The organism is Micromonospora sp. PLK6-60 (assembly GCF_019890675.1).
Classification (GTDB): Bacteria; Actinomycetota; Actinomycetes; order Mycobacteriales; family Micromonosporaceae; genus Micromonospora.
The window spans coordinates 355,490-370,256 of the sequence record NZ_JAIOAA010000004.1; the positions used below are offsets into that span (position 1 = coordinate 355,490).

The window sequence follows — 14,767 nt, forward strand, 5'->3', positions numbered from 1 at the left end:
CGTCACGACGCCTAGCGTCCGCGGACGGCGGTCGAGTCGAGCCGGAACCCGATGGTGCGGTCGACGATCCGCTCGACCAGGTCGCCCTTGCGCAGCCCGGTCACCCCGCGCAACCCCGCCCGGGCGGCCAGCGCCCGCAGGTCCCGGGCCGTCCAGCCGGCCAGGTACGCGGTGCCGTCGGTGCGCCGGGACATGGCGGCCAGCGCGGCGTGGGCCCGCTCGACGTCCCGGTCGGGTCCGGTGGCCGGCGGGTCCCCGGCATGCCGTGCGCCGACGGGCGCGGGGGCCGGCCGGTCCTCGGCCCGCCGTGCGCCGACGGGTACGGGGGCCGGCGCGTCCTCGGCGTGCCGGGGCCCGACCGGCGCGGGGGCCGACGGCGGGGGGTCGGCCACCGGCAGGACGGCCAGTCGGGCGCGGCCCTGCGTCAGGTCGGTCAGCTCGGCGGTGGTGAGGCCGGCCAGGAACTCGGCCACCCGGGCCAGCGCGGTCCGCGTCGGGTCGGTCACGCGTCCGCCCCGGCCGGCTGGAGGTGGTCCCAGAACTCGGTGGTGATCTGCCGCAGCTCCTCGCGCACCGGCGGGACGGTGACCCGGTCGCGCAGCACCACCGGCACGCCGCGCGGGGTGTTGGTGGCGAACAGGGTGACGTTCTCCCGCAGCGCGGTGGGGAAGACCGGCACGCCCAGCGCCCGTACCTGGTCCATGTAGCCCTGGTGCGCGGCGATCGGGCGCTGCGCCATCAGCTGGATCATGGTGAACACCACCCCGGCGATGTCCGGGGCCACCTTGTGGTGCCGGCGGATCCGGGCGAATCGGCGGGAGTCGGCGTTGTATCGCTCGACCAGCTCCCGCACGTTGCCGTGCAGGTAGTCGATGCCGAGGGTGGACAGGTAGTCGGCCTTCGCCGGGATGAGCAGGTGGTCGCTGGCGATGATCGCCGACTGGGTGACCACGTTGAAGTTCGGCGGGCAGTCGATGAGCACCAGGTCGTACGGGGCCAGTGCCGGGTCGTGCAGGCCCTGGTCGAGCGAGCCGCGCACCCGGAACAGCTCGGCGTCGTACTCCTCGCCGTCGGCCACGCCCCGGGCCAGCGCCAGGTCGATGTCGACCAGCTGGAGGTGCGAGGCGATCAGGTCGAGCCGCCCGGCGCCCTTGAGGTGGGCGTTGGCCGGGCCGGGGGAGACCACCAGCTCACCGAGGTTCACCGCCGGGGTGTCCCCGCGCAGGCCGTCGTACCAGCGCTTGACCGTGCGCTCGTCGCGCAGCCGGTCCCGCCAGTCGTCCGGGTCGTAGAAGCTGAACGTCAGGCTGGCCTGCGGATCGAGGTCGATCAGCAGCACCTTGAGTCCCCGGTTGGCCAGTTCGGCCCCGAGGTTGGCGGTGACCGTGGTCTTGCCGACCCCGCCCTTGTAGTTGATAACCGATACGACGTACACCGATACCTCCCCGACCGGGAACGGTAACGGTCGGCCCGGGGGCGTGGCACACCTGCCCGGCGCCTCGGTCGCCCCCGCCGTCCGGCGCGGCCGGCGGGGGTCGGCCGCGCGGCATATCCTCGCGGCCATGCGAGCCGACATCCGGTACGTGGCCGGCCTGGTCCTCGCCGCGGTGGCGGCACTGTGGTGGGCGGTCGGCGTGACCGTGCTGCAACCACTGACCGAGCCGCTCGGTCCCTGGTCGGAGCTGCTCCTGCGGGGCAATCCGTACTGGGCCCGGGAGCTGCGCTGGGGCACCGTGTTCGCGGTGGCGCTGGCGTTGATCCTCGCCGCGGGTGGCGACCGCCGGCACACCGGTGCGGCGGTCCTGCTGGCGGGCGCCTGGGTCGCCGCGGACGTCCTCGCCGACCGGGCGCAGCCGCAGGGCGCCCCGGCGACCGTGCTGCTGGCCGCCGGTGGGTGGCTGGCGATCGCCGGCACCGTCCTGCTGGCGCAGCGGGGGAGGAGCCGGCCCGGCGAGGTCCGGGGCTGGCCCGAGCGACGTACCCTCACCGCCGCCGCCTGCGTCGCGGCGGCGCTGCTGGTGGTTACCGCGCAGCTCGGCGACCCGGGTGGTCGGGCGGCGGACCTCGCCCCGGCGGCGTACGTCACCGGGGCGCTCCTGCTCGCCGTGACCGTCGGCTGCGCGCTGGCGGCGGCGCCCTCGCCCGACCGGGTCCGGCCGGCGCTCGCGCTGGCCGGGGTGGGCGCGCTCGGCTTCTGGCTGGCCCGGCTCGCCCCGGCCGGCGGGTTGCTCGTCGCCGCGCTGCTGGGTGCGGTCGTGCTCACCGGGGTGACCGTGCTGGCCTGGGACCGGGCGGCGGAGGGGTCGCGGTGGAAGCGGTCCGCCCTCGTCGCGTTCGGCACGCTGCTGGGCGTGCCCGTGCTGCTCGTCCTGGCGGCGCTCGTCGTCCAGTGGCTCCGGCTGGGCGCCCTGTTCACCTCGCTGGCCGGCAACGTCGTGGTCAGCAGCGACGACGGCGACGTCCCCTACGCGTTCGCCGGGCTGCTCGCCGGCCTGGTGATCGCGCTGGTGCTGGCCTGGCCGAACGCCCTGGGCCAGCGGCCGCCGCACGCGGTCCGCCGGCAGTAGCACCCCGCCGTCCGCCGGCACTGGAACACGGAAGTAGTGGCCTCACCCGAGTCGCGAGGCCACTACTTCCAGGATGGAGCGGGTGCGGTGATCCGGTCAGCGGGCCGCGGCGTGCCGGCGGCGGCGGGTGGCCACCAGCAGCAGTGTGCCGATCGCCAGGCCGGCCGTCCCGGTCCCGCCGAGGAGGTGCAGCTCGGCTCCCGAGGTGCCGGTCCGGGGCAGCTTCGGCCGGTGGAAGAGCTTGGCCGGCCCGGCCGACGGCGAGCCCTTCGCCGGGATCCGGACGGTGTCGACGAGCCAGAACATGTTGTCCCGCGGCACGGCGCTCAGGCTCCAGTCCCCGGTGGCGGCGAGCCGGATCGGCGGGGACGTCCACGCGCCGTCGGCGTCCACCCGGACGTCGCCGGAGACCCGGGTCCACCGGCCGCCCTGGTCGGGGCGCTCGGGGTTCGTCTCGTCGACGCCCTTGGTGAAGAAGATCGAGACGGGCCCGGTGAAGGTCTGCCGGCAGTGCGGCCGGCCCTTCCAGTGCATGGTGGCCGTCCAGGCGTCCTCACCGGCCGGCTTCACCACGGTCTCGAAGCAGTTCGGCGCGACCGGTTCGGCCTTCGGGGCCGCGCCGCCCCACTCCGGCCCGCCCGGGCTCCACGGCTGCTGGCCGCCCCACTCCGGCCCGCCGGGGGTGTCCGGGTGCTGGCCCCCCTCCTCGGGCCAGGGCCGCTGGCCGCCGCCGTCGGAGGGCAGGCCGCCGCCGTCGCCGCTCGCCTCGGGCGTGGCCGGCTGGCCCGCCTCGTCGTGCGCGGCGGCCATCGACGCCTGGTGGAACCGGACGGCACCGTCGTCGGCCTTCGCCGCCGGCGGTGCGCCCAGCACCGTGGACAGGACGAGCGCGGCGGTTCCCAACAGCAGCTTCGGGCGGTACAGCCTTCTCATGCAACGTTCCTTCAAGTAGGGCAGACGTGCCCACCATTGAAGGCGTTATCTGGGCTTCTGTCCTATTTATTGGCAAACTGGGGATCGAATCACCCGATCAGCGGTACGTCGACTCAGGACTCCCCGTCCGTCGCCGCGGTCCCGCTCAGCCGCCAGTACTGCCGTTTGTCGTCGTCGCGGACCACCACGCCGAGCCGGGCCAGCTCGCCCCGCAGCTCCCGGGCCTCGCCGCGCCGGTCCCGCTCGACCGCCCGCTGCCGGGCCCCCAGCAGCACGTCCGCCCCCGCCGGCAACCCGGGCAGCCCCGCCACCCACCGCCGGTACGCGTCCCGGTGCGGATCCCCATCCGTCCACGGCACGCCGTGCCGCCGGAAGGCCGCCGCCAGCCGCGCGCCGTCGAGGTCGGCCCGCTCCCGGACCAGCTCCTGCTCCCGCGCGCCGAGCAGGACCAGCGCCGTGCCGTCGAGGAAGGCCGCCCGCACCGCCGTACGCGGGAACTCCTGGACCTGGCCCGCCCGGCGCATCCGCACCCGGTGCCGCTCGACGCTGACGGTGAGCCGGTCCCGGTGGCCGGCCGCGGCCACCGCCACGCCGGCCAGGACGCCGACGGCGACCGCGCCGATCAGCGCCGTCCGGTCGGGCAACTCGGCGACCGCCTTGAACAGCCCGCGAAACGGCACCCAGCGCAGCTCGGTGGCCACCCACGGCGCGACGGTGGCGAACAGCCAGCCCACCCCGGCGCCCAACAGCGGAAAGCCGCCCCACAGCACGGCCAGCTCGGCGGCGCCGCCGGCCACGGTCACCGCGTCGTCCCCGCCCGGCGTCGACACGGTCAGGACACCTCCCGCCGCACCGTGCGCAGCAGGCCGGCGACCAGCGGCACGACCACCCAGACCAGCCACGACACCGCCATCCGGCCCCACTGCCCGGCGGTCACGTCCGGACCGAACAGCGGTTCCATCGTCACCGACGTGTCGAGCCAGCCGGCCGGCCCACGCAGCGCCGTCACCATCGCGGCCAGGACCGACCAGATGGTCGGCAGCACCAGATAGCTGACGATGGCCAGCGGCGGGTTCAGCAGCAGCAACCCGAACGCCGCGCCCAGCAGCACGTTGACCACCTGGAGCACGGCGGCGTGCAGCAGCAGGGACCACGCGAACTGCCAGCTGCCGGCCCCGCCGGTCGCTCCGGAGAGCAACGTGCCGGCCGCGGCCACCGCCAGGCTCACCAGCACCGACACCAGCGCGGCCAGCACCACCGCGGCGAGCTTGGCCACCACCACCCGCTCCCGGCGGGGCACCAGCGCGTACGTGGTCAGCGCGGTGCGCTGCGACCACTCCGCGGTGATGGACAGGATGCCCACCACCGGCAGCAGCAGCCCGACCGGCAGCAGTGACGGGGTGAAGAAGGCGGTGAACGTCTGCCGCTCGTCCGGGACCACGAACAGCTGCACGGTGACGATGGCCGCCGCGATGACCCCGATCGTGATCAGCAACCAGCGGCCGGCCCGGGTGTCGACCAGCTTGCGCAGCTCGACCTCGGTCAGCCGGGCGAGGGTGGGCGCCCGGTCGGCGGGGCGTACCGGGGTGGGGGGCGCGGGGGGCGCGGTGGCGACGGTGCTCATTTCACGGACTCCTTGGTCGACGAGCCGGCGGTGAGGGTGAGGAACAACTGCTCGAGGCCGCCCGAGTCGGCGGGCCGCAACTCGGTCAGGACCAGGCCGGCGTCCGCCGCCGCCTGCCCCACCGCGCCCGCCTCGGCCCGCACCACGAACCCGCCGTCGGTGCCGGCGGTGGCGTCCAGGCCGGCCCGGTCCAGGGTCAGCCGCAGGGCATGCGGATCCCGGGCGCGGACCAGGGTGCCGGCACCGGCCAGCAGCTCGTCCCGGCCGCCCTGGGCGACCACCCGGCCACCACCGATCACCACCAGCCGGTCGGCGACCGCCTCCACCTCGCGCAGCAGGTGCGAGGAGAGCAGCACGGTGCCGCCCCGGTCGGCGAAGTCGCGCAGCAGGCCGCGCATCCAGAAGATCCCCTCCGGGTCGAGGCCGTTGGCCGGCTCGTCGAGGATCAACACCCGGGGGTCACCGAGCAGCGCGTGCGCCAGGCCGAGCCGCTGCCGCATGCCCAGCGAGTACGCCCGCACCCGGCGCCGGGCCGCGGTCGGGTTCAGCCCGACCTTGTCGAGCGTGTCGGCCACCCGCCCCCGCTCCACGCCCATGGTCCGGGCGGCCACCGCGAGCACCTCCCGGCCGGTGCGGCCGGCGTGCTGGGCGGAGGCGTCGAGCAGCACGCCGACCTCCCGGCCCGGGTTGGGCAGCCGGCGGTAGGGCCGCCCGCTCACCGTCGCACTGCCCGCCGTCGGTGCGGTGAGGCCGCAGATCATGCGCATGGTGGTGGACTTGCCGGCACCGTTCGGGCCGAGGAAACCGGTCACGGTGCCCGGTTCGCAGCGGAACGAGACATCCTCGACGGCGGGGTGCGGGCCGTACCGCTTGGTGAGGTTTTCGACTTCGATCATGTGTCGAGCCTGCCGGCGCCACCCGGCCGGGCGCTGCGGCCGGCGGTCGAGCGGGGCACCGTCTCCGGTCTACGGCGGGCGTCGACTTTGGTAGCTGGTGGCCCCGACCGGCGGCTCCCTACCATGGGCTGGGTGAACAGCGTCGCCGTACCGGATCATCCCTGGCTGCTGCCGGGCTCGTTGGCCGCGGCCGGCCGCGCGGCGCCCGCCGCCCGGGTCGTGCGCCGCACCCCCCGGGACTGGCTCGTCGACGGCCTGGCCTTCCTCGTCGCGCTCGGGTGGGTGGCGCTGACCTGGAACGACTCGCTGTCGGCGGACCCACAGGTCGCGCTGAACGCCGGGCCGTCGTGGCTCAACGAGGTCGACGTGGTGATCGGCGTCCTGGCCGGCGCGGCGCTGTGGCTGCGCCGGCGGTGGCCGGTCGGGCTCGCCGTGGCCACCGCCCCGCTGGCGTTGTTCTCGGTCAGCGCGGCCGCGGCCCTGCTGATCATCCTGTTCACCGTGGTGGTGCACCGGCCGCTGCCGGTCGCCGCGGCGCTGGTCGGCTGGCACCTGCTGACCAGCCCGATCTACGTCGCGATCCGGCCCGACCCGACGATGCCGTTCTGGGCGAGCATGGCCTGGACGGTGATGTTCATCGGCGTCCTGGTGGCCTGGGCGCTGTTCGTCCGGGCCCGCCGGCAGCTCGTGCTCTCGCTGCGCGACCGCGCCGAACGGGCCGAGGCCGAGCAGCAGCTGCGGGTCGCCCAGGCCCGGCAGCTGGAACGCACCCGGATCGCCCGCGAGATGCACGACGTGCTCGCCCACCGGATCTCCCTGCTCAGCCTGCACGCCGGCGCCCTGGAGTTCCGGCCCGACGCGCCGGCCGACGAGGTCGGCCGGGCGGCCGGGGTGATCCGGTCCAGCGCGCACGCCGCGTTGCAGGACCTGCGCGAGGTGATCGGCGTGCTGCGGGCCGGGACCGGCGACGGGGAGACGGCCAGCCCGGAGCGCCCCCAGCCCACCCTGGCCGAGGTGCCGACGCTGGTCGCCGAGTCCCGCGCCGCCGGGGTCCGGGTCTGCGTGCTGGACGAGGTGGTCGACGCGGCCGGCGTGCCGGTCGCGGTCGGGCGCAGCGCGTACCGGATCGTGCAGGAGGGGCTGACCAACGCCCGCAAGCACGCCCCCGGGGCGGTGGTGACCGTCCGGCTCGCCGGTGGCCCCGGGATCGGCCTCGCCGTGGAGATCCGCAACCCGTGGCCGGTGGGGGAGGCGGCGGGCGTCGCCATCCCGGGCACCGGGACGGGACTGGTCGGCGTCGCCGAGCGGGTCAGCCTGGCCGGCGGCCGGCTGGAGCACGGGCGCGACGCCGGCGGCGACTTCCGGCTGGCCGCCTGGCTGCCCTGGCCCGCCGCGTGAGCGCCGGGCAGCCGCCGGTCCGGGTCCTGATCGTCGACGACGACGCGCTGGTCCGGGCCGGCCTGTCGATGATCCTCGGCGGGGTGCCGGAGGTGCTGGTCGTCGGCGAGGCGGCCGACGGCGCCGAGGTGCCCGCGGCGGTCGCCGCGTACGCCCCGGACGTCGTGCTGATGGACATCCGGATGCCCCGGGTCGACGGGCTGACCGCCACCGAGGCGCTGCGGGCCGCGCCGGACCCGCCCGAGGTGCTGGTGCTGACCACCTTCGACGCCGACGAGCAGGTGCTGCGGGCGCTGCGCGCCGGGGCGGGTGGCTTCCTGCTCAAGGACACCCCGCCGGCCGAGATCGTGGCCGCCGTGCGGCGGGTCGCGGCCGGCGAGGCGACCCTCTCCCCGGCGGTGACCCGCCGGCTGATCACGCACGTGACGGCCCCGGCGCCGGCCACCGGCCCGGACGCCCGGCGGGACCGGGCCCGGCGGCTGCTGGACGGGCTCACCGCGCGGGAGCGGGAGGTGGCCGTCGCCCTCGGGCAGGGCCGGACGAACGCGGAGATCTCGGCGGAGCTGTTCATGAGCGTGGCGACGGTCAAGGCGTACGTGTCCCGGCTGCTGGCCAAGCTCGACCTGAACAACCGGGTGCAGGTGGCCCTGCTCGTGCACGACGCCGGCCTGGTCTGACCGGCTCCCCACCGAGGGCCGGCCACCGGGTTTGAACCGCTGCCGCTCACCCTCCGTACCACCTGCCGAGGATGCGGTACGGCGCTTCCGCCGTCACCGATGCCGAGCTGCGGGAGGCCTGCCGTGCGAGTTGGTGAGCAGTCGACGGATCCCATCGACCTGATCCTGGGCGAGGTGCCGGTGCCGGCGCCGTTGACCCCCGAGGACGTCCGGCTCGCGGTGCGCGCGGTCGTCGTGCACACCGCCGAGGAGTGGCCGAGCGGATCGCTGTGCCGCAACGACGGCGCCACCTACCCCTGCCGCCTGCACCGGTGGGGCCGGCGGGTGCTGGAGGCGCACGGGCTCAACGAGCGTCAGATCGAGGCGCTGATCCGGCACGGCAACCCGTTCGTGCACGTGCCCTTCCCGTTCGTGATCAACGGTCCGGCGCGCCCGGACCGTACCGCCGTCTCCGCCCCGCGCGGCCCGGTCGGCCGGGGTGTCCCGCCCGCGGCGCGGCCCGCCTTCCGGCCCGGCGGGCCCGGTCGGCCGGCCCCGGCCGCCGCGCCGCGCTGGCCCCGGGCGAGCTGACGGCGCCGCGGCCGGGCGTCGGGGAGACGGCCCGGCCGTGGTGGCCGGATCGGGGGTACGCCCGATCGCCCGGGTGCCGCGACGCCGGCCCGGCCCAGGACCCCCACCCGGGGCCGGGCCGGCGTCGCTCACCTGCCGCGGATCCCGCACTCCGACGCGGACCAGCTGGTCGTGTTCCGGGACCGGTCGTCGTTGTTTTCCCGCCGGGAGTCCAGGTGCACGTGGTCGTCGTGGTTGGGGTAGCCGGGCCCGTAGAGGCCGCTGAACCCGTGGTTGCGGGCCTGCCGGGCGATCTGGCAGAGGGAGACGCCGCGGGCGGTCACGTCGGCGGCGTTGCCGTAGAGGTGCTGGCTGTCGCCGGCCCCGCCGGCCCGGTTGTTGCAGGCCCGGCTGCGGAACCCGCTGGACACGGAGAGCGGCTTGTCGCCCAGGCCGCGGCGCAGCGCCTCCAGCTTCCACATGGTCCGCACGCTGTTGAACCGGGTACGCGGCGCGGACAGCGGCCCGCCGTTCCACCCGGTCCGCCCGCAACCGTCGTCCAGTTGGGCGTAGTCGAAGTGCCGGGGTGTGCAGTCGTCGTCCTGGAGCTCGTACAACTTGCCGAAGGTCTGCGGGCCGGCGACGCCGTCGACCCTCAGCCCGTACGCGGCCTGGAAGCGCCGGACGGCGGCGGCGGTCTTCGGCCCGTACCGGCCGTCGTTCTCGACGACGTCCCGGTAGCCCGCCCAGCCGGCGACCCGGATCTGGAGTTGGCGGACGTCCGCACCGGTGCGCCCCTGGCTGAGGGTGCGTTTCCAGGTGTAGCAGCCGTCGGCGTGGGCGGCCGGCGCGGCGGCCAGGGTGGCGATCGCCGCTCCGGGTAGGGCCAGGGCGAGCGCGACGGCGGCTCGGCGCACAATGGTGAGACGCACGGGAATCCTCCAGGTTGCGGAGCGAAATGGAATGGCGGGACGCCGGTCGGCGTCGCCATCACCCTCGCAAGCTCCGCTCGCATTTGATGGCAAATGGTGAGAATCGCTCGCGCCGCCGCGCGATGCCGTAAAGGTGGCGTACCGCCACCGTGGGTGACTCCCCTCCCTTTCCCGCCGCGAGGTACCGTCACGACGGGCCCGCGGACGGGGGAGGTGGGCGTGGCGCGCGGAGGGGTCTTCTGCGTCGAGGGGCAGTGGCACCGCGATCTGAACGAGCGCGGTTCGGTGCTGCCCACGTTGGAGCTGCTCGAACGACTCGGCCGGATCCGCTTCATCCACAAGGACGCCGCCACCCGCGACGAGCTCTTCTACTTCCTGGACCGTTGGCTGCTCAAGCAGTACGCCGACTACCGGGTCGGCTTCTTCGCCATGCACGGCGAACCCAGCCGGCTCTGCCTGACCGACTGGGACTCGGTCGAGCTGACCGACGTGGCGGAACGGATGGCCGGCCGGTGCGACGGGCGCCGACTCTATTTCGGCAGCTGCTCGGTGCTGCGTGCCTCCGACGCCACGCTGCGCGATTTCCTGGAGGTCACCGGAGCCGCTCTGATCTGCGGTTTTACCCGCGATGTCGACTGGGTTGAATCGGCCGCCTTCGAAACGGTGCTGCTCGACGTGCTCGCCAACGGCCAGCGGCACAACGCCGCCGAGCTGCGGATGGGCTCGGCGCACTGGGCGCCGCTCGCCTCGTACCTCGGCTTCCGGGTGATCTACGCCAACGGCCGGGCCTGGCGGCCCAGCGGCCGCCCCCGGGTGCCCAACCAGGCCACCGCCCGCCGGGCCCTGGGCCGCCCGCGCTGAGCCGCACCGGCTCCCGGCCCGGGCGGCCGGCGCCGGCGGCTGGTAGAACCGACACATGGCACGCAGCATCGCGAGCAACACCCGCGTCGACCGGGACGCGCTCACCGAGTTCCTCCGCCCCCGGCACCGGGTGCTGCTGATGACCACCCGGGCCGACGGCCGGCCGCAGTCCTCGCCGGTCTCCGGCGGCGTCGACGCGCAGGGCCGGCTGGTGATCTCCACCTATCCCGAGCGGGCCAAGGTGACGAACATCCGGCGCGACCCCCGGGTCTCGGCCTGCGTGCTCTCCGACGACTGGAACGGCCCGTGGGTGCAGGTCGACGGCACCGCCGAGGTGCTGGACCTGCCGGCTGCGCTGGAACCGCTCGTCGAATACTTCCGCAGCATCTCCGGGGAGCATCCGGACTGGGACGAGTACCGGGCGGCGATGGTCCGGCAGGGCAAGTCGCTGATCCGGGTGACCATCGAGGCGTGGGGGCCGATCGCCACCGGCGGCTTCCCCGCCCGGCTGGCCGACTGAGCTCAGTACGCGGCGGTGAACCGCATGTTCTCGAACCGCGGCTGCTCGATCTCGTCGACGACCGCCACCGCCAGGTCCTCGTAGGTGAGCACCGAGCGGCCCTGCGCGTCGGTCACCGGCTGCTCGGTGCCGGTCCGGTAGTGACCGGTCCGCTCGCCCGGGTGGAACTCCAGCGGCGGCGGCGAGACGTACGTCCAGGTCACGCCGTCGGCGGCGGTGCGGTAGACGGCCAGCGCGTCGGCCTGTCCCAACGCCGCGTCCCGATATTCGTCGGGGAAGTCCGGCTCGTCGAGGAACGGGGTGCCCTGCGGGGTGAGCAGCGTCGACCCGCCCCCCACGTGGATGATCCGCGGGGGCGCCGGCAGGTCGCGCAGCACGGTGACCAGGTTCTGCGCCGCGTCGCGCCAGAGCGCCCGCTCACCGCCGCCGACCGCCACCACCAGCACGTCCGCGTCCGGCGCCAACTCCCGTACGCTGCGCGCCGAGGTGACGTCGCCGGTGACCAGCCGTACCCCGGCCGGCAGGTAGTTGGTCGCCTCCGGGCGGCGCACCGCGGCGGTGACGCGGTGCCCCCGGTCGAACGCCTCGGCGGTGATCCGCGACCCCGCGGTGCCGCCGGCACCGAACACCACCACGTTGCTCATCGCCTGACCGCCTCCCGCCCGTGCCACCGTCCGCCTCCCAGGCTAGGGAGGCGGCGGGCGTCGGCGGGCGGTAACGGCTCAGTCGATCAGCGCGGCGTAGACCAGCTGGCGCAGCTGCGAGCGCAGCGGGTACGTGCTCGACGGCATCAGCTGGGTGAACAGCAGCGCGGTGACCTCCTCCACCGGGTCCACCCAGAACGCGGTGCTGGCCAGCCCGCCCCAGTAAAATTCGCCGACGCTGCTCGGCACCCGCGACGGCACCGGGTCCAGCACCACGGCGAAGCCCAGCCCGAAGCCGATGCCGTCGAGGATCGTCTCGGAGAACCCCTCCGGGGCGAAGGAGGCCAGGTCGCCGCCGCCCGGCAGGTGGTTGCGGGTCATGAAGCGCACCGTGCGCGGGCCCAGCAGGCGGACCTCGTCCAGCTCGCCGCCGCGCAGCAGCAACTGGGTGAACCGGTGGTAGTCGGCGGCGGTGGAGACCAGCCCGCCACCGCCGGAGAACCAGCTCGGCTCGGTCAGCGCGGCCCGGCCGATGCCGTCGGCCCGGACCGCCTGCCCGGTGGCCGGGTGCGGGGCGTAGAGGGCGGCCAGCCGCTTGGCGTCCGTCTCGTCGACCCACCAGCGGGTGTCGGTCATGCCCAGCGGGCGCAGGATCCGCTCGGCCAGGAACACGTCCAGGGACTGCCCGGAGACCACCTCCACCAGCCGGCCCAGCACGTCGGTGGCGACGCCGTAGTTCCAGCTCGTGCCCGGCTGGAACAGCAGCGGCAGCCGGGCCAGGCCGGCCGACGCCGCGGCCAGGTCCGCGCCCGGCGGCACCCCCAGGTCGAAGCCCGCCTTCCGGTACAGGCCGTCGACCACCGAGGTCTGCGCGAAGCCGTACGTCAGGCCGGCGGTGTGGGTGAGCAGGTGCCAGATGCGGATCGGCTCGACCGCCGGCACGGTGTACGGCTTGAGCAGCGAACCCTTGTCGAAGACCCGGACGTCGGCGAACTCCGGCAGCCAGCGGCTGATCGGGTCGGTCAGCTCGAACCGGCCCTGCTCCCAGAGCATCATCGCGGCGACCGAGGTGAGCGGCTTGGTCATCGAGTAGATCCGCCACAGCGTGTCCGCCTCGACCGGCGTGCCGGCCTCCCGGTCGCGCAGCCCGTACGTGGCCGAGTGGGCGATCTCGCCGCGCCGGGTCACCACGATCTGCCAGCCGGCCAGCCGGCCGTCGTCGACGTACCGGCCGAAGTGCTCGTCGATGCGGGCCAGCCGCGCGGGGTCGAAGCCGATCCGGTCCGGGTCGATGGTGCGCGCCACAGTCACCCGTCGAACCTACTAGTGGGTACTCCGGCATCGGAAGGGTGTCGGTGGGCGGCGCTAGCCTGGGTCGGTGCCGGAGCCGACCGAGGACGCGACCTTCCATGACGACGACTGGTATGCCGAGGAGTTGGTGGACCGGCACTTCGTCCGCTGCTCCTTCCAGCGGGTCGACCTGACCGAGGCGCTCACCCAGGGCGCGGTGTTCACCGAGTGCGACTTCGGCAACGTCCGCTTCAACGCCTCCCGACACACGGCCTCCGCCTTCATCCGGTGCACCTTCCGCCGGTGCAACTTCTTCGACGCCGAGTTCACCGGCTGCAAGCTGGTCGGCAGCAGCTTCACCGACTGCGACCTGCGCCCGCTGCGGATCGACGGCGGGGACTGGTCGTTCGTCACCCTGACCCGGGCCGACCTGCGCGACGCGCGGCTGACCGGGGTGCGGATGCGGGAGGCCGACCTCGTCGGGGCGGACCTGACCGACGCCACGGTGACCGGGGTGGACCTCTCCGGCGCGCAGCTCGACGGCTGCCGGCTCACCCGGGCCGACCTGCGCGGCAGCGACCTGACCGCGCTCGACCCGAGCGCGGTGGAGCGGGCCGGTGCGCTGATCGACCCGGAGCAGGCGGTCGTGCTGGCCCAGGCGCTCGGCTTCCGCATCGGCTGAGCCCGCAGGTGGCGCGGTGCCCGGCCGGGGCGCCAGGCCCAGCCCCGGGAATACCGGATGGTAACGAACTGGAAACGCCCACCGTCCGACATATGGCGCGCAGCGCCCCGGCGATGACACCGTGAGGGGCCTCGCGTTCCGTGGGGCGGAGCACCGGGAGACGGAGGTGCGGGTGGGGGAGCGGGACCCGGCCGGCGAGTTGCGGCCGCTGAAGGCCGGCGAGCGGCGAGGGGCGGCCGGCGGCGGAACCGGCCACGGCGCACACCGACCGGCACCGACCGGGCGGGGCCGGCGCCGGGTGGACGTGCTGGTCGGGCTGGCCGTGCTCGCCTGCCTGATCGCCCTGGTCAACTACCTCGGCGTGGTGCGCGACCGGGAGGCCGGTCCGTCGACCGCCGGCGCCCCACCGGGGACCGGGCTGCCCGGTGCCGCCTTCCCGGCCCCACCGACGGCCGACGCGGCCTCGCCCGGGCTGCGCCCCCGGCAGCAGCACCCGAGCACCCGGCCACCCGCCCCGACACCCTCGGCCCGGCCCACCCGCCCGCCGGCGTCTCCCGCGCCGCCGCCACCGGCGATGCCACCGCCGATCGCGGTGGGCCAGACCGACGTGCCGGCGGTGGTCGACCTGACCGCCGTCGGCGGCACCGACTGGGCGCACTGGGGTCTGGGTGGCGGGGCCGCGGTGCGCAAGCGCGGCGGCTCCGGCGAGATCGCCGACGAGGGCGGCCCCGGCGGTCGGGCCGGCTACGACACCAACCCGGAGGGGTTCAGCTGGCGCGACGGTGACCCGGTGGACCGGGTCGACGCCACCATGACCGGGGTGTACTCGTGCGACGTGGGCAACGGCTTCCGGCTGTCGGTGGCGGGCGACGGGACGACCCGCACCGCCGTGCTCTACGCCGGGGTGTGGATGGCCCGCGGCCGGCTGGACGTGCGGCTCTCCGGCGGCGGCCCGACCACCACGCTGCGGCTGGAGGATCCGCACACCACCCACACCGCGCAGTTCACCATCCGGTTCCGGGCGGCCCGGGGCGCGAAGCTGTTGATCGCGTGGACCACCGAGGAGTCGTTCACCCGGTGCGGCAACGTGAACCTCCAGGCCCTCGCGCTGCGCTAGGGGTTCTGCCCGGAGCGGTCCGGGGCGCGGGACAGTTTGTCCGTCGCCCGCCGGTCAGCTGGCCGTAACTTCTGGCT

Annotated in this window: 17 protein-coding genes; 8 read left to right on the forward strand and 9 right to left on the reverse strand. The window is 75.1% G+C overall.

Features of this window, described 5'->3' with window-relative positions:
* Positions 1-11 precede the first annotated feature (11 nt).
* Together K7640_RS11045 and K7640_RS11050 are read right to left on the reverse strand one after the other, a co-directional pair.
* On the reverse strand, positions 12-506 hold the full coding sequence (locus K7640_RS11045) for a Rho termination factor N-terminal domain-containing protein (protein WP_222954660.1): 495 nt from the start codon (positions 504-506) through the stop codon (positions 12-14).
* Positions 503-1,435, reverse strand: a complete 933-nt coding sequence (locus tag K7640_RS11050; protein ID WP_308042513.1) for an AAA family ATPase — start codon at positions 1,433-1,435, stop codon at positions 503-505. Before K7640_RS11050 ends, K7640_RS11045 begins: the two co-directional genes overlap by 4 nt.
* Before the next feature lie 127 nt (positions 1,436-1,562).
* Between K7640_RS11050 and K7640_RS11055 the strand changes: the two genes are divergently transcribed.
* Complete coding sequence (locus K7640_RS11055; protein WP_222954662.1) at positions 1,563-2,567, forward strand: hypothetical protein; 1,005 nt, start codon at positions 1,563-1,565, stop codon at positions 2,565-2,567.
* Between the two features lie 96 nt (positions 2,568-2,663).
* Here the strand turns inward: K7640_RS11055 and K7640_RS11060 are convergent, their stop codons facing one another.
* The 4 genes from K7640_RS11060 to K7640_RS11075 all read right to left on the reverse strand — a co-directional run bounded on the left by K7640_RS11060 (position 2,664) and on the right by K7640_RS11075 (position 6,020).
* Complete coding sequence (locus K7640_RS11060; RefSeq protein WP_222954663.1) at positions 2,664-3,500, reverse strand: hypothetical protein; 837 nt, start codon at positions 3,498-3,500, stop codon at positions 2,664-2,666.
* A gap of 113 nt (positions 3,501-3,613) precedes the next feature.
* The gene (locus tag K7640_RS11065) at positions 3,614-4,330 is read right to left on the reverse strand and encodes a hypothetical protein (protein WP_308042514.1); all 717 of its coding nucleotides are present in this window, start codon (positions 4,328-4,330) and stop codon (positions 3,614-3,616) included.
* A 2-nt stretch (positions 4,331-4,332) separates the two neighbouring features.
* Positions 4,333-5,124, reverse strand: coding sequence for an ABC transporter permease (locus tag K7640_RS11070; protein ID WP_222954664.1), 792 nt, complete (start codon positions 5,122-5,124; stop codon positions 4,333-4,335).
* Complete coding sequence (locus K7640_RS11075) at positions 5,121-6,020, reverse strand: ABC transporter ATP-binding protein (protein ID WP_222954665.1); 900 nt, start codon at positions 6,018-6,020, stop codon at positions 5,121-5,123. The genes K7640_RS11070 and K7640_RS11075 overlap by 4 nt, the downstream gene beginning before the upstream one ends.
* A 132-nt stretch (positions 6,021-6,152) precedes the next feature.
* Between K7640_RS11075 and K7640_RS11080 the strand changes: the two genes are divergently transcribed.
* The 3 genes from K7640_RS11080 to K7640_RS11090 all read left to right on the forward strand — a co-directional run bounded on the left by K7640_RS11080 (position 6,153) and on the right by K7640_RS11090 (position 8,665).
* Positions 6,153-7,418: a histidine kinase gene (locus tag K7640_RS11080; protein ID WP_222954666.1), complete on the forward strand. Its 1,266-nt coding sequence runs from the start codon at positions 6,153-6,155 to the stop codon at positions 7,416-7,418.
* Between the two features lie 68 nt (positions 7,419-7,486).
* Entirely contained in the window at positions 7,487-8,095 is a 609-nt protein-coding gene (locus tag K7640_RS11085) for a response regulator transcription factor (RefSeq protein ID WP_255608716.1), read from the forward strand.
* A 123-nt stretch (positions 8,096-8,218) separates the two neighbouring features.
* A complete protein-coding gene (locus K7640_RS11090; protein ID WP_222954668.1) occupies positions 8,219-8,665 on the forward strand; it encodes a hypothetical protein in 447 nt (148 codons plus the stop codon).
* Between the two features lie 128 nt (positions 8,666-8,793).
* On the opposite strand, the gene K7640_RS11095 is transcribed toward K7640_RS11090, so the two are convergent.
* Positions 8,794-9,576 (reverse strand): D-Ala-D-Ala carboxypeptidase family metallohydrolase, encoded by a 783-nt coding sequence (locus K7640_RS11095; protein ID WP_222954669.1) that lies wholly within the window; start codon positions 9,574-9,576, stop codon positions 8,794-8,796.
* 219 nt (positions 9,577-9,795) lie between these two features.
* Here K7640_RS11095 and K7640_RS11100 point away from each other — a divergent pair, with 219 nt between their 5' ends.
* Together K7640_RS11100 and K7640_RS11105 are read left to right on the forward strand one after the other, a co-directional pair.
* Positions 9,796-10,437 (forward strand): DUF6642 family protein, encoded by a 642-nt coding sequence (locus K7640_RS11100; protein ID WP_222954670.1) that lies wholly within the window; start codon positions 9,796-9,798, stop codon positions 10,435-10,437.
* 55 nt (positions 10,438-10,492) lie between these two features.
* A complete protein-coding gene (locus tag K7640_RS11105; protein WP_222954671.1) occupies positions 10,493-10,957 on the forward strand; it encodes a PPOX class F420-dependent oxidoreductase in 465 nt (154 codons plus the stop codon).
* A 2-nt stretch (positions 10,958-10,959) separates the two neighbouring features.
* On the opposite strand, the gene K7640_RS11110 is transcribed toward K7640_RS11105, so the two are convergent.
* Entirely contained in the window at positions 10,960-11,601 is a 642-nt protein-coding gene (locus K7640_RS11110; RefSeq protein ID WP_222954672.1) for an NAD(P)-dependent oxidoreductase, read from the reverse strand.
* A gap of 78 nt (positions 11,602-11,679) precedes the next feature.
* On the reverse strand, positions 11,680-12,912 hold the full coding sequence (locus tag K7640_RS11115; RefSeq protein WP_222954673.1) for a serine hydrolase: 1,233 nt from the start codon (positions 12,910-12,912) through the stop codon (positions 11,680-11,682).
* A gap of 67 nt (positions 12,913-12,979) precedes the next feature.
* Here K7640_RS11115 and K7640_RS11120 point away from each other — a divergent pair, with 67 nt between their 5' ends.
* Entirely contained in the window at positions 12,980-13,573 is a 594-nt protein-coding gene (locus tag K7640_RS11120) for a pentapeptide repeat-containing protein (protein WP_222954674.1), read from the forward strand.
* A gap of 121 nt (positions 13,574-13,694) precedes the next feature.
* A complete protein-coding gene (locus tag K7640_RS11125; RefSeq protein ID WP_308042515.1) occupies positions 13,695-14,690 on the forward strand; it encodes a hypothetical protein in 996 nt (331 codons plus the stop codon).
* Positions 14,691-14,767: the final 77 nt, after the last annotated feature.

Bases quoted from the DNA above. Each gene is read 5' to 3' on its own strand.
- K7640_RS11105 (WP_222954671.1), top strand. From the start codon at position 10,493: ATGGCACGCAGCATCGCGAGCAACACCCGCGTCGACCGGGACGCGCTC.
- K7640_RS11060 (WP_222954663.1), bottom strand. From the start codon at position 3,500: ATGAGAAGGCTGTACCGCCCGAAGCTGCTGTTGGGAACCGCCGCGCTC.
- K7640_RS11085 (WP_255608716.1), top strand. From the start codon at position 7,487: ATGATCCTCGGCGGGGTGCCGGAGGTGCTGGTCGTCGGCGAGGCGGCC.
- K7640_RS11055 (WP_222954662.1), top strand. From the start codon at position 1,563: ATGCGAGCCGACATCCGGTACGTGGCCGGCCTGGTCCTCGCCGCGGTG.
- K7640_RS11110 (WP_222954672.1), bottom strand. From the start codon at position 11,601: ATGAGCAACGTGGTGGTGTTCGGTGCCGGCGGCACCGCGGGGTCGCGG.
- K7640_RS11075 (WP_222954665.1), bottom strand. From the start codon at position 6,020: ATGATCGAAGTCGAAAACCTCACCAAGCGGTACGGCCCGCACCCCGCC.
- K7640_RS11070 (WP_222954664.1), bottom strand. From the start codon at position 5,124: ATGAGCACCGTCGCCACCGCGCCCCCCGCGCCCCCCACCCCGGTACGC.